This is a genomic window from Pseudomonas sp. SDO5271_S396, from assembly GCF_054071795.1.
On record NZ_JBSVWB010000025.1, the window covers coordinates 38,101 to 55,317 of the forward strand.

General features: G+C 61.0%; 20 protein-coding genes. 9 read left to right on the forward strand and 11 right to left on the reverse strand.

The features are described from left to right. Nucleotides 1–17: 17 nt before the first annotated feature. The 3 genes from ACW9IN_RS17575 to ACW9IN_RS17585 all read right to left on the reverse strand — a co-directional run bounded on the left by ACW9IN_RS17575 (nucleotide 18) and on the right by ACW9IN_RS17585 (nucleotide 2,360). Nucleotides 18–1,025 (reverse strand): formylglycine-generating enzyme family protein, encoded by a 1,008-nt coding sequence (locus tag ACW9IN_RS17575; RefSeq protein WP_457367076.1) that lies wholly within the window; start codon nucleotides 1,023–1,025, stop codon nucleotides 18–20. Nucleotides 1,026–1,085: 60 nt separating this feature from the next. Further along, entirely contained in the window at nucleotides 1,086–1,826 is a 741-nt protein-coding gene (locus tag ACW9IN_RS17580) for a class I SAM-dependent methyltransferase (RefSeq protein WP_457367077.1), read from the reverse strand. Between the two features lie 87 nt (nucleotides 1,827–1,913). After that, the gene (locus ACW9IN_RS17585; RefSeq protein WP_457367078.1) at nucleotides 1,914–2,360 is read right to left on the reverse strand and encodes a DMT family transporter; all 447 of its coding nucleotides are present in this window, start codon (nucleotides 2,358–2,360) and stop codon (nucleotides 1,914–1,916) included. A gap of 197 nt (nucleotides 2,361–2,557) precedes the next feature. Between ACW9IN_RS17585 and moaC the strand changes: the two genes are divergently transcribed. From moaC to moaE, 3 genes are read left to right on the forward strand one after another with little or no spacing between them, the layout of a single operon-like run. Next, a complete protein-coding gene (gene moaC / locus ACW9IN_RS17590) occupies nucleotides 2,558–3,031 on the forward strand; it encodes a cyclic pyranopterin monophosphate synthase MoaC (RefSeq protein WP_457367079.1) in 474 nt (157 codons plus the stop codon). Next, nucleotides 3,028–3,270 carry a MoaD/ThiS family protein gene (locus tag ACW9IN_RS17595; RefSeq protein WP_457367080.1) on the forward strand — a complete coding sequence of 81 codons (243 nt, stop codon included), beginning with the start codon at nucleotides 3,028–3,030 and terminating at the stop codon, nucleotides 3,268–3,270. Before moaC ends, ACW9IN_RS17595 begins: the two co-directional genes overlap by 4 nt. A 2-nt stretch (nucleotides 3,271–3,272) precedes the next feature. Continuing rightward, nucleotides 3,273–3,722 carry a molybdopterin synthase catalytic subunit MoaE gene (moaE, locus tag ACW9IN_RS17600; protein WP_457367081.1) on the forward strand — a complete coding sequence of 150 codons (450 nt, stop codon included), beginning with the start codon at nucleotides 3,273–3,275 and terminating at the stop codon, nucleotides 3,720–3,722. Here the strand turns inward: moaE and ACW9IN_RS17605 are convergent, their stop codons facing one another. The 3 genes from ACW9IN_RS17605 to ACW9IN_RS17615 all read right to left on the reverse strand — a co-directional run bounded on the left by ACW9IN_RS17605 (nucleotide 3,723) and on the right by ACW9IN_RS17615 (nucleotide 7,699). Then, the gene (locus ACW9IN_RS17605) at nucleotides 3,723–4,850 is read right to left on the reverse strand and encodes an NAD(P)/FAD-dependent oxidoreductase (protein ID WP_457367082.1); all 1,128 of its coding nucleotides are present in this window, start codon (nucleotides 4,848–4,850) and stop codon (nucleotides 3,723–3,725) included. It lies immediately after the preceding gene. 624 nt (nucleotides 4,851–5,474) lie between these two features. Continuing rightward, complete coding sequence (gene rhlB, locus ACW9IN_RS17610) at nucleotides 5,475–6,947, reverse strand: ATP-dependent RNA helicase RhlB (RefSeq protein WP_457367124.1); 1,473 nt, start codon at nucleotides 6,945–6,947, stop codon at nucleotides 5,475–5,477. A 95-nt stretch (nucleotides 6,948–7,042) separates the two neighbouring features. Further along, on the reverse strand, nucleotides 7,043–7,699 hold the full coding sequence (locus ACW9IN_RS17615) for an alpha/beta hydrolase (protein WP_457367083.1): 657 nt from the start codon (nucleotides 7,697–7,699) through the stop codon (nucleotides 7,043–7,045). A 345-nt stretch (nucleotides 7,700–8,044) separates the two neighbouring features. Here ACW9IN_RS17615 and ACW9IN_RS17620 point away from each other — a divergent pair, with 345 nt between their 5' ends. From ACW9IN_RS17620 to ACW9IN_RS17635, 4 genes are all read left to right on the forward strand, one after another. Further along, nucleotides 8,045–9,076: an amino acid ABC transporter substrate-binding protein gene (locus ACW9IN_RS17620; protein ID WP_457367084.1), complete on the forward strand. Its 1,032-nt coding sequence runs from the start codon at nucleotides 8,045–8,047 to the stop codon at nucleotides 9,074–9,076. Between the two features lie 71 nt (nucleotides 9,077–9,147). Further along, nucleotides 9,148–10,329 carry an amino acid ABC transporter permease gene (locus ACW9IN_RS17625; protein ID WP_457367085.1) on the forward strand — a complete coding sequence of 394 codons (1,182 nt, stop codon included), beginning with the start codon at nucleotides 9,148–9,150 and terminating at the stop codon, nucleotides 10,327–10,329. A 10-nt stretch (nucleotides 10,330–10,339) separates the two neighbouring features. Then, on the forward strand, nucleotides 10,340–11,437 hold the full coding sequence (locus ACW9IN_RS17630; protein WP_457367086.1) for an amino acid ABC transporter permease: 1,098 nt from the start codon (nucleotides 10,340–10,342) through the stop codon (nucleotides 11,435–11,437). An 11-nt stretch (nucleotides 11,438–11,448) separates the two neighbouring features. After that, the gene (locus tag ACW9IN_RS17635) at nucleotides 11,449–12,213 is read left to right on the forward strand and encodes an amino acid ABC transporter ATP-binding protein (protein ID WP_003221897.1); all 765 of its coding nucleotides are present in this window, start codon (nucleotides 11,449–11,451) and stop codon (nucleotides 12,211–12,213) included. 57 nt (nucleotides 12,214–12,270) lie between these two features. On the opposite strand, the gene ACW9IN_RS17640 is transcribed toward ACW9IN_RS17635, so the two are convergent. Together ACW9IN_RS17640 and ACW9IN_RS17645 are read right to left on the reverse strand one after the other, a co-directional pair. Next, nucleotides 12,271–12,759 carry a type II toxin-antitoxin system MqsA family antitoxin gene (locus ACW9IN_RS17640; RefSeq protein WP_457367087.1) on the reverse strand — a complete coding sequence of 163 codons (489 nt, stop codon included), beginning with the start codon at nucleotides 12,757–12,759 and terminating at the stop codon, nucleotides 12,271–12,273. Next, nucleotides 12,756–13,067 (reverse strand): type II toxin-antitoxin system MqsR family toxin, encoded by a 312-nt coding sequence (locus tag ACW9IN_RS17645; protein WP_457367088.1) that lies wholly within the window; start codon nucleotides 13,065–13,067, stop codon nucleotides 12,756–12,758. The genes ACW9IN_RS17640 and ACW9IN_RS17645 overlap by 4 nt, the downstream gene beginning before the upstream one ends. Before the next feature lie 159 nt (nucleotides 13,068–13,226). On the opposite strand from ACW9IN_RS17645, the gene ACW9IN_RS17650 reads away from it, so the two are divergent. Together ACW9IN_RS17650 and ACW9IN_RS17655 are read left to right on the forward strand one after the other, a co-directional pair. Further along, nucleotides 13,227–13,886, forward strand: a complete 660-nt coding sequence (locus tag ACW9IN_RS17650) for a FadR/GntR family transcriptional regulator (RefSeq protein ID WP_457367089.1) — start codon at nucleotides 13,227–13,229, stop codon at nucleotides 13,884–13,886. Further along, complete coding sequence (locus tag ACW9IN_RS17655) at nucleotides 13,876–15,129, forward strand: CynX/NimT family MFS transporter (RefSeq protein WP_457367090.1); 1,254 nt, start codon at nucleotides 13,876–13,878, stop codon at nucleotides 15,127–15,129. Before ACW9IN_RS17650 ends, ACW9IN_RS17655 begins: the two co-directional genes overlap by 11 nt. Here the strand turns inward: ACW9IN_RS17655 and ACW9IN_RS17660 are convergent. The 3 genes from ACW9IN_RS17660 to ACW9IN_RS17670 form a co-directional block, all read right to left on the reverse strand. Next, complete coding sequence (locus ACW9IN_RS17660) at nucleotides 15,126–15,749, reverse strand: DUF1120 domain-containing protein (RefSeq protein ID WP_457367091.1); 624 nt, start codon at nucleotides 15,747–15,749, stop codon at nucleotides 15,126–15,128. The genes ACW9IN_RS17655 and ACW9IN_RS17660 overlap by 4 nt on opposite strands. 172 nt (nucleotides 15,750–15,921) lie before the next feature. After that, entirely contained in the window at nucleotides 15,922–16,542 is a 621-nt protein-coding gene (locus ACW9IN_RS17665) for a DUF1120 domain-containing protein (protein ID WP_457367092.1), read from the reverse strand. 35 nt (nucleotides 16,543–16,577) lie between these two features. Continuing rightward, nucleotides 16,578–17,213: a DUF1120 domain-containing protein gene (locus tag ACW9IN_RS17670; protein WP_176994980.1), complete on the reverse strand. Its 636-nt coding sequence runs from the start codon at nucleotides 17,211–17,213 to the stop codon at nucleotides 16,578–16,580. Nucleotides 17,214–17,217: the final 4 nt, after the last annotated feature.

Consider the following 17,217-nt stretch of genomic DNA (forward strand, 5'->3'; position numbering starts at 1 on the left):
GAGGGAACAAGCTGTCGTTACAGGGTTTGCGCGAGACGGAAACCCATGACGTAAATCTCGCGCGGGTACTTACCGTGGCGTCGACAATTGCGGGTCAGGTCTCGAAAACGGGTGAAGCTGCCACCGCGCGCAATGCGGTGGGTGCCGACAACGGTAACCAGGTCGTCGGTAATGGCATCGCCTCCGGGGTAGGGGGCGTAGTCATTGGCGACGTATTCTTCGACGTTCCCCGCCATGTCCAGGCAGCCGAACGGTGAGGCGCCTTCCACCAGCAACCCCACCGGGGTCGTGCTGAACAGGCCCATTTCGGCAGTGTTGGCGTGGCCCGGCAGGAAGTGCGGGCCCCAGGGGAACTCCAGGTTGTCAGGGCCTGCCGCAGCGAACTCCCACTCGGCTTCGGTCGGCAGGCGGAATGCCTTGCCGCTCGCTTTGGCCAACCAGGCGACGTAGGCGTCGGCATCGTCGGCGCTGATCCCGTAGACCGGATGGTTGGAGCGCTCGTGGGGGAATTGCCCGAACGCCCAGCTTTCGGGAATGCGTACCTGATCGGTGGCTTCCAGAAAGGCTCGGTATTCCAGGTTGGTCACCGGGTATTTACCGATGGCATAGGGGGCCAGTTGCACGGCGTGGCGCGGGACTTCCTTGGCGATCCAGTCGCGATCGAGCCCCAACCCGCGCATCTCGTGCATCACGCGGTCGACTTCGGCGCCTGCGAGGCCGATCTGCACGGCGCCACCCCGGATGCGAATCATCGGTGGGTTGAGCACGTCGATCCGCGGGTCGGCCGTCTGGGCCAGCAACTGCGCGGCGGCGTAGCGCCAGGCCAGGCTGCACGTGGGGTTTTCCACTCGGCTGGCCAACTGCTCGGCGGACTCTTCGGCGACCTGGCGCCAGGACGACAGCGGTAATTTCAGGTTAAGGCTTTCCTGAAAGTGCTCCGGCAGGCCCATCAAGAAGCGGTCTGTCATGTCGGCGGTCAGGAGACCCTCAAACGTGGGCCAATGATTGAAGCCATTGGGGTTCATAGCGCAGGTTCCGGCAGGTGAACGGAGGAGGCGGGCGCGGGGTGACGCGCCCCGCCGTCTTTAGAGGGTGCAGACCAATCCGGTCTGCAGGCAGTTACGTTCGAAATCGTCCCAGTAGCCTTCGGCGTAACGGGCGCGCTCGGCTTCGCTGATGAGCGGTTTCTGCCATTGCAGGCGAGAGAAACCGGCTTTCATGATGGCGTGCTCGTAGAGCTCGCGGCTCCAGCGATGGAAGGTGAAGGCGCTGGGCGGCTGGGTGACGAATTCGGCGTGGTGGCGGAAGCCGCCTTCGTGGGGTTCTTCGGTCAGCACGTGCACGCCGTACTTGGTGAAGTTGCCGCGCTTCAGTTCGAAAGTCGGCTCTACGGTGTAGGCCACGACCCGGCCACCGGGTGCCAGGTTTTGCGCGGCGACCTTGAACATCTTGTCCAGCTCGGCCGGCGACTGTGCGTAGTTGAACAGCCAGGCCGCGGTGATCAGGTCGAACTTGCCGATCTGGCCCAGTTCGCTGATGTCGCTGACGTGGTATTCGATGGCCTCGTTGTTGCGCGCCGATTCCTTGCGGGCCAGGTCGATCATGGACGCTGAAATGTCCACGCCCACCACTTTGCTGGCGCCCTGGCGATACAGCTCACGCCCGAAAAAACCGAAGCCGCAGGCCAGGTCCAGAACGGACTTGTTTTTAACGTCGCCCACCATGTGGAAGAACGTCGCGGTTTCCACGGAACGTTGGGAGGCGGTGTCGGTAAAGGCTTCGAAACGCTCGCCAATGGAATCGTAAGTTGCAGTTTGAGTTGTCATTTTCCACCTATGAAAGTTGAAACGTTCGTCAATCCCTGACTCGGGAACAGGAAGCGGGCTTCTGTGTCGGTGCCCCGTATTGCTTTGTTAACTGCGTGTGGTGATCAAAAAGCCGCCGATCACCACAATGGCGCCAATCAACTTGTTCAAGTTGAACGGCTGACGCGGGAAACCCATCAAGCCGAAATAGTCAATCAGCATGGAGATGATAAGTTGCCCAACTAATACGGCCATGATGAAGTTCAACGCACCGAGGCGAGGCGCCATCAATAACGCGACCGTGATATAGAACACACCCGCCACACCCCCCATCCATATCCACCAGGGGCCTTCTTGTGCCGTCGAAATATTGGGGCGCGGTGCCTTCACGACGGTAATAACGACGATAAGAACCAGCAGGCTGACCAATAATGAAACAGCGGTGGCCCACAGCGGGTGCCCAAGCAAGTTACCCAACTTGGCGTTGGTGCCGGCTTGAAGAGGAACTGCAAAACCGGCGAGCAAACTGAGCAGGATGAAATAGAAGATGGACATGAAGTGGGGTTCCTTTTTTTGGAAAGTTTTACGGAGATTGTGTTTTTGGCGCCAATTCTTTGTTCTGATGGGTTGTATTCGCGACACTGATCAACCCCAAGTTGTGGCTATTGGCTATCCACGCTCAGGCCCCGACTTGAACGTGTGCAATCTGACCATCGGGTTTACAATCGGCGCTCCTGATCAGGAGTACCGCTGTGCTGACCCATCTCGATTCCCAAGGACGCGCCCACATGGTCGACGTCACCGACAAGGCCGTGACGTTCCGTGAGGCGGTGGCCGAAGCGCGCGTGCGCATGCTGCCCGAGACCCTGAAAATGATCGTCGACGGCGCCCATCCCAAGGGCGACGTGTTCGCCGTGGCGCGCATTGCCGGTATCCAGGCCGCCAAGAAAACCAGTGACCTGATTCCCCTGTGCCACCCGCTGATGCTGACTGGCGTGAAAGTCGAACTCAGTGCCGACGGGGCCGATGCCGTGCACATCCTGGCGCGCTGCAAATTGTCCGGCCAGACCGGCGTGGAGATGGAAGCCCTGACCGCGGCCAGCGTCGCGGCACTGACGATCTACGACATGTGCAAGGCCGTGGACCGTGGCATGACCATCGAAACCATTCGCCTGCTGGAAAAGCTTGGCGGCAAGAGCGGACACTTCAAGGCGGACCAGCCATGAGCATCAACGTATTGTTTTTTGCGCGTTACAGCGAAGCCATCGGTTTGGATTCTTTGGAGATGGAGGGCGAATTCGCCACCGTCGATGCGGTACGCCTGGCGCTGGCCAGTGACCCGGATTTCCAGGTGCTGAACGAGACCAGCCTGATGTGCGCGCGCAACCAGGAGCTGTGCGGCCTGGATGAGCCACTGCTCGCCGGCGACGAAGTGGCGTTCTTCCCGCCCGTGACCGGAGGCTGACCATGGCCATTCGGGTGCAGATCCAGGCGTTCGACCCAGGTGCGGAGGTCAACGCGATGCACGCGGCGAATGTCGGCGTGGGCGCGGTGGTGAGTTTTGTTGGCTATGTGCGCGACTTCAACGACGGTCGCGACGTGGCGGGGATGTTCCTCGAGCATTATCCCGGCATGACCGAAAAGGCCCTGGCCAAAATCGCCGTCGAAGCCGAGCAGCGCTGGCCCTTGCTCAAGCTGGACGTGCTGCACCGCATCGGCGCCCTGGAGCCGGGCGAGCCCATCGTGTTTGTCGGCGCCGCCAGTGCTCATCGCCAGGCGGCGTTCGATGCCTGCGCCTTCGTGATGGATTATTTGAAGACTCGCGCGCCGTTCTGGAAGAAGGAAATCACCCCCGAAGGCCCGCGCTGGGTCGAAGGGCGCGACAGTGATCACGCTGCCGCGGATCGCTGGAAGTAACTACCCCAGTCGCCCGGGAGAGAGCATTGCCTCGGTCAAGCCCAGTGCGCCCAACGCGCCGGGCAATGGCTCACCGCGCACCAGCGCCGCGCTGGCCTGGCCCATGGCCGGTGAGGTCTGGATGCCGTAACCGCCCTGGGCGGCGATCCAGAACAGGCCCTCCACGTGTGGATCGAACCCGCACACCAGGTCGCCATCGCGGACGAAACTGCGCAACCCCGCCCAGGTACGGGTCGGGCGGCGAATGGTCAGGGTGGTGGCTTCTTCGATCTGATAAATACCCATGGCGATGTCCAGCTCTTCGGGCTGTACGTCATGGGGGGCTACCGGGTCGGCGTTGGCGGGCGAGCCGAGGAACATGCCGGCGTCAGGTTTCATGTAGAACGAGCCGTCCAGCGCTGCCAGTTCGGGCCAGTTCCGAATGTCCACATCGGGCGGCGGAGGAAAGGTGAAGGCGCTGCGGCGCTTGGGTTGCAGGCCGATTCCACGTGAGCCGGCCAGGGCGCCGATGCGATCGGCCCAGGCGCCGGCGGCGTTGAGGATGACCGGTGCGCCGAACGGCTGTTGCGACGTCTCGACATGCCATACGCCCTGACTGTCACGCGTCAGTTGCCGCACTTCGCTGTCGGTATGGATCTCTCCGCCGTTGCGGCGAATGCCACGCAGGTAGCCTTGGTACACGGCGTCGGTGTCGATGTCGCAGACGGTGGGATCAAAGATCGCGCCGTGGATCTTCTCCGGGCGCAGGATCGGCATCATCGTCATGGCTTCATCGGCGTCGAGCAGGCTGGCCTCGGGCGCCATCGCGCGGATGTTCAGGTACTGGCGCTGCAACTCATCGCGGTCGCCGATGAAGTCCACCAGCAGCTCGCCCCGTGGCGTGAGCAAGGGGTGTTCACTGAACCCGGCGGGCGGTTGGTCGAAGAAGGCACGGCTGCCTAGGGTCAGGGCGCGCACCTGGGGCGTACCGTAGGCGGCGATGTACAGTGCTGCCGAGCGCCCGGTGGAGTGATAGCCCGGTATCGATTCACGCTCCAGCACGATGACGCGTGCGTGCTGCGACAGCCAGTAGCCGGCGGATGCACCGGCAATGCCGCCGCCGATGATGATGTAGTCGGCGTGATTCATGGTTCCTCCTGGAATCCTCATTTCAAAGCACCGCCAAACAAGTGTGAGACCTGACTTGCCTGTGATTCAAACACCCCGGTGTGTCAGTGACACCGCAGTGATGCTATCGCAGGCAAGCCAGCTCCCACATTGGATCTCTATCGCAGGTCAGCAAAGTGCCCGGCATGATGGCGCTGTTGACAGGGGCTTTCCAGACACTGCAGTCCTCTGTGGGAGCTGACTTGCCTGTGATTCAAACACCCCGGTGTGTCAGTGACACCGCAGTGATGCTATCGCAGGCAAGCCAGCTCCCACATTGGATCTCTATCGCAGGTCAGCAAAGTGCCCGGCATGATGGCGCTGTTGACAGGGGCTTTCCAGACACTGCAGTCCTCTGTGGGAGCTGACTTGCCTGTGATTCAAACACCCCGGTGTGTCAGTGACACCGCAGTGATGCTATCGCAGGCAAGCCAGCTCCCACATTGGATCTCTATCGCAGGTCAGCAAAGTGCCCGGCATGATGGTGCTGTTGACAGGGGCTTTCCAGACACTGCAGTCCTCTGTGGGAGCTGTCGAGCCCCGGCGAGGCTGCGAAAGCGGTGGCTCAGGCGGCCCGACAAGCCAGCTCCCACACGTCTACTGCTTTCAGCCTTGAGGGCGTTTGCGCTCCACGGCGCGCAACAGGTGCGTCGGCGGCGTTTCACAGCTGATCTTGCGGCCCAGCAGCGCTTCGATCGACGGCAACTGGTACGAGTCATCTTCACCGGCAAAGCTGATGGACACGCCTGCGGCGCCCGCGCGACCGGTACGGCCAATGCGGTGCACGTAGTCGTCCGGCACTTCCGGCAGGGTGAAGTTGATCACGTGGCTGATGCCGTCGATGTGAATGCCGCGGCCGGCCACATCGGTGGCCACCAGCACACGGATCTTGCCTTCGCGGAAGCCTTCCAGGGTCTTGATCCGCTTGTGTTGCGGTACGTCACCGGACAGCTGCGCGGCGTTCACACCGTCGCGCACCAGGCGTTCCTCGATGCGGCGCACTTCGTCCTTGCGGTTGGCGAACACCATCACGCGCTCCCAGCCGTTGTCGTTGACCAGGTTGTAGAGCAGCTTGTACTTGTCGGCACCGGCGACGGCATAGATGTGTTGTTCGACGTTCTCGCTGGCGACGTTTTCCGCCTCGATCTCCACGATGGCCGGGTCGGTGGTCCACTGGCGGGCCAGGTTCATCACGTCATCGGTGAAGGTTGCGGAAAACAGCAGGGTCTGGCGTTCGCTTTTTGGTGGCGTCTGGCGAATGATCTGGCGCACTTGCGGGATGAAGCCCATGTCGAGCATGCGGTCGGCTTCGTCCAGCACCATCACTTCGACCATGTCCAGGTGCACGTCGCCGCGCTGGTTGAAGTCGAGCAGACGGCCCGGCGTGGCCACCAGGATGTCGCAGTGACGCGCTTCCAGGTGCTTGAGTTGCTTGTCGAAGTCCATGCCGCCCACGAACGTCATCACGTTGAGGCCGGTGTACTTGGTGAGGTCGGCGGCGTCCTTGGCGATCTGCACCACCAACTCCCGAGTGGGCGCGATGATCAGCGCGCGGGGCTCACCCATGTAGCGCTCTTTCGGCGGTGGCGTCTGCAGCAGCTGAGTGATGGTCGAGATCAGGAACGCGGCGGTCTTGCCGGTACCGGTCTGGGCGCGACCGATGGCATCTTTGCCCGCGAGGGTAAAGCCCAGCACCTGGGCCTGGATCGGGGTGCAATACGGGAACCCCAGGTCCTGGATGGCGTGCATCAGTTCCGGGGCAAGTTTGAAGTCGTGGAAGCGGGTCTTGCCTTCCTGGGGTTCGACGACGAACTCTTCGAGCTTCCAGGGTTTGGCCGGTGGCTTGGGTGCGCGTTCCCGGCGTGGCTTGGCAGCCGGTGCGGGGGCGGCTTGCGCTGGCTTGGCCTGTTCGGGCGCGGTCGTCGGCGGCTTCGCGGGCTCGGCGGCAGGTGCGGTCCGGCCTGGCTGTTTACCGTCATTGCGGCTGCCGGGCGTGGGGACAGGGGCACTGGGAACAGGCGCGAGCGGCTCAGCCTCGCTTTTACCGAACATCTTCTTGAGTGCTTTGAGCACGGTGATCTCATTAATTGGTTAAGGAATGTACGCCGGCCAGTGTAATGCAAGAATCGGGCGCGGCGTAGTGTGTCTGTCAGTTGGCTACATAAACGCGGGTTTCAGCCCAGGCGAGCGCTCAACCACGCACCTATGTCACGTATCTCTTCGGGTAACACTTCGTGGCCCATTGGGTAGTCTTGCCATGTCACGGTGACACCACGGTGTTTCAAATGCTCATAGGCGCTGCGTCCCATGGCGTTCTGGACCACATCGTCGTACTGGCCGTGCAGGCACAACGTCGGAATGCGTTGTTGGCTGGCGGACAATTCCAGTTCTTCACTGAACGTGGGGGCGTAGGTGGAGAGGGCGATCACGCCACCCAAAGGGCCTTCCCAATTCAAAAACGCGGTATGGAAAACCACCGCGCCGCCCTGGGAAAAACCGGCGAGAAAAATCCGCGAAGCGTCTATTCCGGTTCTCTTCTGTGCCTCGATCAGATCCGTGACGGTCTTCGCCGACACTTCCAGCTCTTCCAGACTGATGGAGCGGGCCGGGCTCATGGCCTTGATGTCATACCAGCTGGGCATCTCGTAACCGCCGTTGATGGTGACGGGGCGGGTCGGTGCCTGAGGCAAAACGAAGCGGGTGGACAACAGGGTTTCCTGCAGGGCTTCGGCCACCGGCAGAAAGTCGTAGCGATCGGCACCCAGGCCATGCAACCAGATAACGCAGGCGTCTGCGGTCTTGGCGGGCTGAAGAATCAGGGGTTCGGTCATGTCTGCTCCATAAAAGTGCGCTCGCTCCGATTGGGTGCGTCGGAACGGTGCGCAATAGGTTTATCTGTTAAGAGAATGTCGCACGGTTGAATCTTTTTCTATTGACCACCGTGTGAATTGACTCGGCCTGCACTCTGGTACGGGCCTTGCTATGTGTTGTTCGATGTCAGAACTATCGCGTGACGGTAACACTATCAGTGACGGCCGCTTGTGGGATAGCCACTGGAATTACTGCGAAAACCTCATGTCGCTTGACCTAAAAAAAGCCAACACAGGTCAATACCGCCTCAAAAGGGTGCGCTGGGGTTCGAGCTCCGACACAACAAGAGCAAACTGGAGGTTTGAATGAAGGTATTGAAATCCACCCTGGCCATCGTTTCCGCGGCGGCAGTGCTGGGTGTCAGCGGTTTCGCCCATGCCGGCGCCACCCTGGACGCCGTGCAGAAGAAAGGTTTCGTGCAATGTGGCGTGAGTGACGGTCTGCCGGGTTTCTCGGTACCGGATGCCAGCGGCAAGATCCTGGGGATCGACGCTGACGTGTGCCGCGCTGTCGCTGCCGCCGTGTTCGGTGACGCGACCAAAGTCAAATTCAGCCAGTTGAATGCCAAGGAGCGCTTCACCGCGCTGCAATCCGGCGAAGTTGACATCCTGTCGCGCAACACCACCATGACCAGCTCCCGCGATGCCGGCATGGGCCTGAAATTCCCGGGCTTCATCACCTACTTCGACGGTGTTGGCTTCCTGGTGAACAACAAGCTGGGCGTGAAGAGTGCCAAGGAGCTGGACGGTGCGACCATCTGCATCCAGGCCGGTACCACCACCGAGCTGAACGTCTCCGACTACTTCCGCGCCAACAACCTCAAATACACCCCGATCACCTTCGATACCTCCGATGAAAGCGCCAAGTCGCTGGAATCCGGTCGTTGCGACGTGCTGACTTCCGACAAGTCCCAGCTCTACGCACAGCGCAGCAAGCTGGCCTCGCCGAAGGACTACGTGGTACTGCCGGAAACCATTTCCAAGGAGCCTCTGGGCCCAGTGGTACGTAACGGTGACGACGAGTGGCTGGCCATCGTGCGCTGGGTAGGCTACGCGCTGCTCAACGCCGAAGAAGCCGGCATCACTTCGAAAAACGTCGAAGCTGAAGCCAAGTCCACCAAGAACCCGGACGTTGCCCGTCTGCTGGGTGCTGACGGCGAATACGGCAAAGACCTGAAAGTGAAGAAAGACTGGGTCGTGCAGATCGTCAAGCAAGTGGGTAACTACGGTGAAATCTTCGAGAAAAACCTCGGCAAGAGCACCCCGCTGGAAATCGACCGCGGCCTGAACGCGCTGTGGAACAACGGCGGCATTCAATACGCACCGCCTGTGCGCTGATCGCTGATGGTTCTGTCACCCGGTGGTCAGCCACCGGGTGATGTTCTGTTCCATTATTTTCGGGGCAATCCATGCAAAATCAAATCAGCGCACCCAAGCAGAAGCTCAGCTTCAGCGATCCCAAAGTGCGTGCGTGGCTCTTCCAGATCATCACGATCGTGGCAGTGGTCTCGCTGGGCTGGTACTTGTTCAATAACACCCAGACCAACCTGCAACACCGGGGCATTACCTCGGGTTTCGACTTTCTTGAGCGCAGTGCCGGCTTTGGCATCGCGCAGCACCTGATCGACTACACCGAATCGGACAGCTATGCCCGGGTCTTCGTGATCGGCTTGCTCAATACCTTGCTGGTGACGTTCATCGGCGTGATCCTGGCGACCCTGCTCGGGTTCGTCATCGGCGTGGCGCGGCTGTCGCCCAACTGGATGATCAACAAGCTGGCGACGGTGTACGTGGAAGTGTTCCGCAACATCCCGCCGTTGCTGCAGATCCTGTTCTGGTATTTCGCGGTGTTCCTGACCATGCCGGGGCCGCGTAACAGCCATAACTTCGGTGACACCTTCTTTGTCAGCAGCCGTGGCCTGAACATGCCGGCAGCGATTGCCGCCGACGGGTTCTGGCCATTCGTGGTCAGCGTGGTGGTGGCCATCGTCGCGATCGTGCTGATGGCGCGCTGGGCCAACAAGCGGTTTGATGCCACTGGCGTACCCTTCCACAAATTCTGGGCGGGCCTGGCGCTGTTCATCGTGATTCCGGCGTTGTGCGCCTTGATCTTCGGTGCGCCGCTGCATTGGGAAATGCCCAAGTTGCAGGGCTTCAACTTTGTCGGCGGCTGGGTACTGATCCCGGAGCTGCTGGCACTGACCCTGGCGCTTACGGTGTACACCGCCGCATTCATCGCCGAGATCGTGCGCTCGGGCATCAAGTCCGTCAGCCACGGCCAGACCGAGGCCGCGCGCTCCCTGGGCCTGCGCTCGGGCCCGACGTTGCGCAAGGTCATCATCCCGCAAGCGCTGCGCGTGATCATTCCGCCACTGACCAGCCAATACCTGAACCTGGCGAAAAACTCGTCGCTGGCCGCCGGTATCGGTTACCCGGAAATGGTTTCGCTGTTTGCCGGCACGGTACTCAACCAGACCGGCCAGGCCATCGAGGTCATTGCCATCACCATGAGCGTGTACCTGGCGATCAGCATCAGCATTTCCCTGCTGATGAACTGGTACAACAAGCGCATTGCGCTGATCGAGCGGTGAGGAAACCTGCATGACTTCACATACTTTCAAACCTGACATGCCGCCGCCGACCAAAGTCTTCGGCCCGGTGGCGTGGATGCGCACCAACCTGTTCTCCAGCTGGCTCAACACCCTGCTGACCCTGTTGGCGATCTACCTGGTGTACCTGGTGGTGCCGCCGATCCTGCATTGGGCCATCCTCGATGCCAACTGGGTGGGCACCACCCGTGCCGACTGCACCAAGGAGGGCGCCTGCTGGGTGTTCATCCAACAGCGTTTCGGGCAGTTCATGTACGGCTACTACCCTGGCGAGTTGCGCTGGCGCGTGGACCTGACCGTGTGGCTGGCCATCGTCGGTGTGGCGCCGTTGTTCATTTCGCGTTTTCAACGCAAGGCGGTCTACGGCCTGAGCTTCCTGGTGCTGTACCCGATCATTGCGTACTTCCTGCTGCACGGCGGTCTGTTCGGCCTGAGCACCGTGGCGACCAGTCAATGGGGCGGCCTGATGCTGACCCTGGTGATCGCCACGGTCGGCATTGCCGGTGCGTTGCCGCTGGGGATCGTGCTGGCCCTGGGGCGGCGCTCGAACCTGCCGGCGATCCGTGTGATCTGCGTGACGTTCATCGAGTTCTGGCGGGGTGTGCCGTTGATCACCGTGCTGTTCATGTCCTCGGTGATGCTGCCGCTGTTCCTGCCCGAAGGCATGAACTTCGACAAGCTGCTGCGGGCGCTCATCGGTGTGATCCTGTTCCAGTCGGCCTACGTGGCCGAAGTGGTGCGCGGTGGTCTGCAAGCCATTCCCAAAGGGCAGTACGAAGCCGCCGCCGCGATGGGCCTGGGCTACTGGCGCAGCATGGGCCTGGTGATTCTGCCGCAAGCCCTGAAGCTGGTGATTCCGGGCATCGTCAACACGTTTATTGCGCTGTTCAAGGACACGAGCCTGGTGATCATCATCGGCCTGTTCGACCTGCTCAACAGCGTCAAGCAAGCGGCTGCCGACCCGAAATGGCTGGGCATGGCCACCGAAGGCTATGTGTTCGCCGCCCTGGTGTTCTGGATTTTCTGTTTTGGTATGTCGCGCTATTCCATGCATCTGGAACGCAAGCTCGACACAGGCCACAAGCGTTAGGAGTTTTTCTGATGAGTGAAGCAATCAAAAAGCCTGTGGGCCCTGAAGGCATTATCCAGATGCAGGGCGTCAACAAGTGGTACGGCCAGTTCCACGTGTTGAAAGATATCAACCTCAACGTCAAGCAGGGCGAGCGTATCGTGCTGTGTGGCCCGTCGGGTTCGGGCAAGTCCACCACCATCCGCTGCCTCAACCGCCTGGAAGAGCACCAGCAAGGCCGCATCGTGGTCGATGGCGTGGAGCTGACCAACGACCTCAAGCAGATCGAAGCGATCCGCCGTGAAGTCGGCATGGTGTTCCAGCACTTCAACCTGTTCCCGCACCTGACCATCCTGCAGAACTGCACGCTGGCGCCGATGTGGGTACGCAAGATGCCCAAGCGCAAGGCCGAAGAAATCGCCATGCATTACCTGGAGCGCGTGCGCATCCCGGAGCAGGCCCACAAGTTTCCGGGGCAGCTGTCCGGCGGCCAGCAACAGCGTGTGGCGATTGCCCGCGCGCTGTGCATGAAGCCGAAGATCATGCTGTTCGATGAGCCGACTTCGGCACTCGACCCGGAGATGGTGAAGGAAGTGCTCGACACCATGATCGGCCTGGCCGAAGACGGCATGACCATGTTGTGCGTGACCCACGAAATGGGCTTTGCCCGCACCGTGGCCAACCGCGTGATCTTCATGGACAAGGGCGAAATTGTGGAGCAGGCGGCGCCGAATGATTTCTTCGACAACCCGCAGAATGACCGGACCAAGTTGTTCTTGAGCCAGATTCTGCATTGATCGAAGCGTGAATAAATAAACCCGGCCCGGTGCCGGGTTTATTTTTGCCTGTTGTTTTCAGGAGGCTTGCGCTGCGAGCTGTTGCGCGTCTTTCGCGATGAGCAGGCGGTTCAGGTCATCACCGACAGCAAGGGCTTCTACCTCGGCCAGCAGGTGCGGATGTTTATCCAGCAGGCGCATCAATGTGAGCAACGGCTCCGGAGGAAAAATCTCAGCCCGTTCGTAGCGAGAGAATGCATTGTGTCCGCGGACGGTGAAGAGCCTCACTGCGTCTTTTTGGGTCAAATGCAGTTTGCGGCGGATGCGCTTCATCTCGGCGGCGATGATTTTACGCGCGTCGATCAACAGCAGATCGGAGGCCTTGCAATAACGCTCTGCACTGTCGTCGTCGTGATCGAATTCAACTTCATGGCAGACCTTACACTCCCAGCCCGCAATGTCGGGAATATCCCGAATCATCCCCCTTGTATTGATCGTAAAGGTGCGACCTTCGAAATGCTGCATTCCGTCATGGGTTCCGCAGCTCATGCATTGCTGGGTTCTCATAGGGTTTTCTCCTTGAAGGAGATTACGGGAGGACCACCGCCTGGGCGGTAAGTGACCTTGATGTAAATCTCCGTGTCGTAAATCTTGATCAGATAGACGTCTTGCCATACACGATGGTCTGCATAAGTCGTCATTGATTTGTACAACATGCGGTGCTCAAGGGCGCAGACCACGTGCTGCATCTGGTCAGGGCTAAGCTCCATTTTTCGAGCATCCTGCCGTGCGGTGGCAGTGAATGCTGCGTAGCCCAAGCGAACAACCTCTTTTTTCACCAAGGCCAAATCGTAATGAGGTGTGTACTTTTCCATAAGACACCTGAGTCCAATAATTACCCTCAAAGGGTAATTTTACCAATCGAAAATTCGGTTCCTTTCCCTGCCTGAAAACCCTAGTGCGTTGCCTTTGTAGGCAACTCCGAATACGCTGTAGGAAAATTCATCCTATGATTGGACGAAAGTACAAACCTCATGACAGACATCGCCCCCCTGATAAAACGCTCCCTGGTCGACCAGGCGCTGGAGCAGTTGCGCCTGCGCATCAGCCAGGGCGTATGGGCCATTGGTGAACGCCTGCCCACCGAGCCTGAGCTGTCCGCCGAATTGGGCATCAGCCGCAATACCGTGCGCGAGGCCATGCGTGTGTTGGCGTTTTCCGGGTTGATTGAAATCCGCCAGGGCGACGGCAGTTACCTGCGCTCGATGACTGACCCGCTGGGCACGCTGCGGGCGTTGTCCCACTGCACCCTGGAGCAGGCGCAAGAGACGCGGCAGATTCTGGAAGTGGAGGCGATCAGCCTCGCGGCATTGCGTCGAACCGAGGAAGACCTCAACGGTTTGCGCGAAGCGCTTGAAGCCAGCGGCGAGCTGTATCACGGTGACCTCGAGGCCTACATCAGCGCCGATCTGGTCTTCCATAAACGCCTGGTGGACGCGGCGCACAACCCGGCCCTGAGCGAGTTGTACCAGTACTTTTCCGCCATCGTCGGCGCCCAGTTGCGTCAGACCTTGAACATCACCCCGCGTCGCCAGGCAGTGTTCGACCTGCATATCGCCTTGCTCGAAGCCGTCGAAAACCAAGACCCGGAACGCGCCAAATCCCTCTGCCGGCAGTTGATCAATGAACCCTGAAACCAAACTCGAAGAACTGTTGATCGACGCCGAAGCCGACGACGAGGTGGTGCAACACACCCCGCCCGCCATGAGCCGCCCCTGGTTGCTGATCCTGGGGCTGGTCCTGGTGGCGATGAACCTGCGCCCGGCGCTGTCGAGCCTGTCACCGTTGCTCAATGACGTCTCGGCCAGCCTGGGCCTGTCGGCAGCCAAGGCCGGTCTGCTGACCACCTTGCCGGTGATGTGCCTGGGCCTGTTCGCGCCATTGGCGCCGATCCTGGCCCGGCGTTTTGGCGCCGAGCGGGTGGTGCTGGGGATTTTGCTGACGCTGGCCGGCGGCATCATCCTGCGCAGTTCGTTCGGCGAGGCCGGGCTGTTCACCGGCAGCCTGATCGCCGGCGCCAGCATTGGCATCATCGGCGTGCTGCTGCCGGGCATCGTCAAGCGTGACTTCGCCAAACAGGCCGGGACCATGACCGGTGTCTACACCATGGCACTGTGCCTGGGCGCGGCGCTGGCGGCGGGGGCCACGGTGCCGCTGAGTCATTTCTTCGGCGACAGCTGGACCTTCGGCCTGGGGTTCTGGATCGTGCCCGCGCTGGTCGCAGCGTTGTTCTGGTTGCCACAGGTGGGGCAGAAGCACGGCGCCCATCAAGTGGCGTACAAGGTGAAGGGGCTGCTGCGCGATCCGCTGGCCTGGCAAGTGACCTTGTACATGGGCCTGCAATCATCCCTGGCCTACATCGTGTTCGGCTGGGTGCCATCGATCCTGATCAGCCGCGGCTTGAGCGCCACCGAAGCCGGCTTGCTGCTGTCCGGTTCGATCATCGTGCAACTGCTCAGCGCGCTGACCGCGCCGTGGCTGGCCACCCGGGGCAAGGACCAGCGCCTGGCCATTGTGGTAGTGATGCTGTTGACCCTGGGCGGGCTGTTTGGCTGCCTGTTTGCGCCGTTGGACGGGTTGTGGGGCTGGGCAATTCTGTTGGGCTTGGGCCAGGGCGGTACGTTCAGCCTGGCGCTGACCTTGATCGTGCTGCGCTCGCGGGATTCCCACGTGGCGGCCAACCTGTCGGGCATGGCCCAGGGCATCGGGTACACGCTGGCCTCATTGGGCCCGCTGGCGGTCGGTGTGTTGCATGACTGGACCGGTGGCTGGGGCGCCACCGGCTGGGTGTTCGGCGTGATCGGCCTGGGCGCGATCATCGCCGGGTTGGGGGCTGGTCGTGCCCTGTATGTCGAGGTGACCAGCCAGAAGGTTTAGAGGTAGTACATCGTCAGCGTACCCGAACCGTCGATGGGGACTTCTTCAGTGAGGGTCAGGCTGTTGGCGGGGGCTATCGTGACGGTCACCATCATTTCGGCGGTCACCGACTGCACCGGGATCGGCGCAAACGTGGCGTTGTCGGAGAACGAGGTGATGCGGTTCGGTCCCAACGCGTCGTGATACCACCAGCTTTTGCCCCCGTCGAGTGAATCGGTGCCTCTGCGGGGCACGCCATCGGCGATCACTTTGTCCAGAAGCGCCGACATCGAGCCGAGCTTTTCGTTGCCGTTGATCAGCCCCAGGCCGAAATAGGAAGGTTCATCCATGTAGTTCGACCCCGCACGGTTGTCCTTTGCCGCAATGGCAATCAGGGTAGGGGCCTCACAGGTGAGGGTGAATTGGGTGACAAAATCGCCCAGCCATGTGGGGCGGTCGGGCTTCAGATCCTTGGCGGAAATCTTGCCCACGTCGAAGCTCCCGCTGTTGCCGAGGCTGGGTGAGCACGCGCTCGGAGTGATAGTGCCGCGTACGGTCAGATCGACGCTGGAGGCTGCGAAGCCGGTGCTGCTGGCAGCGAACATCAGGCCCGCAATCAGGGTTTTCAGGGAGTTGCTCACAGTGTTGCTCCTATCTAGGGAAGGGATCGTTCAGGGTGTTACAGGTACACAACGTCCAACGTGGCGGACCCGTCCATCGGCGTTTTCACGCTGAGCGTCCAGGTTCTGTCGGGCGTTGTGTGGCTTCCAGCTTCAGGCGGCTGGTCAGCGTCTAGGGGATTGGCGACAAGGTTCAGAGGTAACGCACGGTCAGGGTGGCCGAGCCGTCGATGGGCACTTCTTCGGTGAGGGTCAGGCCGCTGGTGGGGGCGATGATCGGGGTCAGGCTCATTCTGGCGGAGAACGCCTGTACGGGAATGGGGGTAAGGGTCCCGACATTGGCAACCGAGGTGATGCGGTCCGGACCGATGGAGAAGTGTCGCTCCCAGGTTGTACCGCCATCCAGCGAGTCAATCGCACGGCTGGCCACACCATCTGCCATGACCTGCTCCAGAAGAATCGAGAGAGAGCCAAGTTTTTCGTCACCATTGATCAAGCCGAGGCCAAAGTAGACCGGCTCGCCCATGGCTTCTGAACCTGCCCGGTTGTCCCTTGGCTCAATAGCCATGAGTGTCGGTGCCTCGCAGGTAACGGTGACTTGCGTGAAGTGGTCACTGAGAATGGTGTAGTCGTTGACCTTGAGGTCCTTGGCGGCAATCTTGCCCACTTCAAACTGCCCGCCATTACCCAGGGCTGGTGTGCAAGCGCTTGGAGTGATCGTGCCTTTGACGCTCAGGTCGACGCTGGACGCGGCGAGCGCATGGCCTGCGCTCATCATCAACGCGGCGACCAACAGGTTACGGGTAATGCTCATGGTATTGCTCCTACAGGGTTGGGAAAAAACGCGAATTACAGGTACACAACTTCCAACGTGGCCGACCCGTCCATCGGCGTTTCCACGCTGAGGTCCAGGTTTTGCCGGGCGTTGAGCGTGGCTTCCAGCTTCAGGGTGCTGGTCAGCGTCTGGATGGCCGAGGGGCCGGCAGTGCTGCCGACCACATCGGTGAAACCGAGCAGGCTGCGCGAGCCGACATCGATGGGGTTGAGGTTGGCGGTGCGCCAGGCCAGGCCGCCGGTGGTGGATTCGGTGCCGTACACCACGGCCAGGTTGTCGACCACGGTCTGCCTGGGGTCGAAGCTCACCGAGTACACGCCGATCTTGTTGCCGCTGGTGTCCAGCCCCAGGCCGTAGAAAATCTCGCTGTTGACGTGGGCCGTGCCGTCGCGGTTGTCACGCATGCGCAGGGCGAAGCGGCCGGGCGCGTTGCAGTTGACGGTGAGGGTCAGGTACTTGTGGGGCAGGCGCGTACCGTTGGTGAGGTTGAGGTCATTGCGCGAGATCTTGCCGAAGTCCACCAGCCCGCCGCCGGACAGCAGCGGCGTGCAGGCCATGGGCGTGATCAGGCCGGTGACGGCCAGGTCAACGGTGGAGGCGGCGTGTGCGCTGCCCGACACGAATGCCAAGGCAATCAGAAGGTGCTTCATGGGA

Bases quoted from the DNA above. Each gene is read 5' to 3' on its own strand.
- ACW9IN_RS17575 (WP_457367076.1), bottom strand. From the start codon at position 1,025: ATGAACCCCAATGGCTTCAATCATTGGCCCACGTTTGAGGGTCTCCTG.
- ACW9IN_RS17630 (WP_457367086.1), top strand. From the start codon at position 10,340: ATGACTTCACATACTTTCAAACCTGACATGCCGCCGCCGACCAAAGTC.
- ACW9IN_RS17605 (WP_457367082.1), bottom strand. From the start codon at position 4,850: ATGAATCACGCCGACTACATCATCATCGGCGGCGGCATTGCCGGTGCA.
- ACW9IN_RS17640 (WP_457367087.1), bottom strand. From the start codon at position 12,759: ATGAGAACCCAGCAATGCATGAGCTGCGGAACCCATGACGGAATGCAG.
- ACW9IN_RS17595 (WP_457367080.1), top strand. From the start codon at position 3,028: ATGAGCATCAACGTATTGTTTTTTGCGCGTTACAGCGAAGCCATCGGT.
- ACW9IN_RS17650 (WP_457367089.1), top strand. From the start codon at position 13,227: ATGACAGACATCGCCCCCCTGATAAAACGCTCCCTGGTCGACCAGGCG.
- ACW9IN_RS17580 (WP_457367077.1), bottom strand. From the start codon at position 1,826: ATGACAACTCAAACTGCAACTTACGATTCCATTGGCGAGCGTTTCGAA.
- ACW9IN_RS17655 (WP_457367090.1), top strand. From the start codon at position 13,876: ATGAACCCTGAAACCAAACTCGAAGAACTGTTGATCGACGCCGAAGCC.
- ACW9IN_RS17670 (WP_176994980.1), bottom strand. From the start codon at position 17,213: ATGAAGCACCTTCTGATTGCCTTGGCATTCGTGTCGGGCAGCGCACAC.
- ACW9IN_RS17635 (WP_003221897.1), top strand. From the start codon at position 11,449: ATGAGTGAAGCAATCAAAAAGCCTGTGGGCCCTGAAGGCATTATCCAG.
- ACW9IN_RS17620 (WP_457367084.1), top strand. From the start codon at position 8,045: ATGAAGGTATTGAAATCCACCCTGGCCATCGTTTCCGCGGCGGCAGTG.
- ACW9IN_RS17645 (WP_457367088.1), bottom strand. From the start codon at position 13,067: ATGGAAAAGTACACACCTCATTACGATTTGGCCTTGGTGAAAAAAGAG.
- ACW9IN_RS17665 (WP_457367092.1), bottom strand. From the start codon at position 16,542: ATGAGCATTACCCGTAACCTGTTGGTCGCCGCGTTGATGATGAGCGCA.
- ACW9IN_RS17625 (WP_457367085.1), top strand. From the start codon at position 9,148: ATGCAAAATCAAATCAGCGCACCCAAGCAGAAGCTCAGCTTCAGCGAT.
- ACW9IN_RS17615 (WP_457367083.1), bottom strand. From the start codon at position 7,699: ATGACCGAACCCCTGATTCTTCAGCCCGCCAAGACCGCAGACGCCTGC.
- ACW9IN_RS17585 (WP_457367078.1), bottom strand. From the start codon at position 2,360: ATGTCCATCTTCTATTTCATCCTGCTCAGTTTGCTCGCCGGTTTTGCA.
- moaE (WP_457367081.1), top strand. From the start codon at position 3,273: ATGGCCATTCGGGTGCAGATCCAGGCGTTCGACCCAGGTGCGGAGGTC.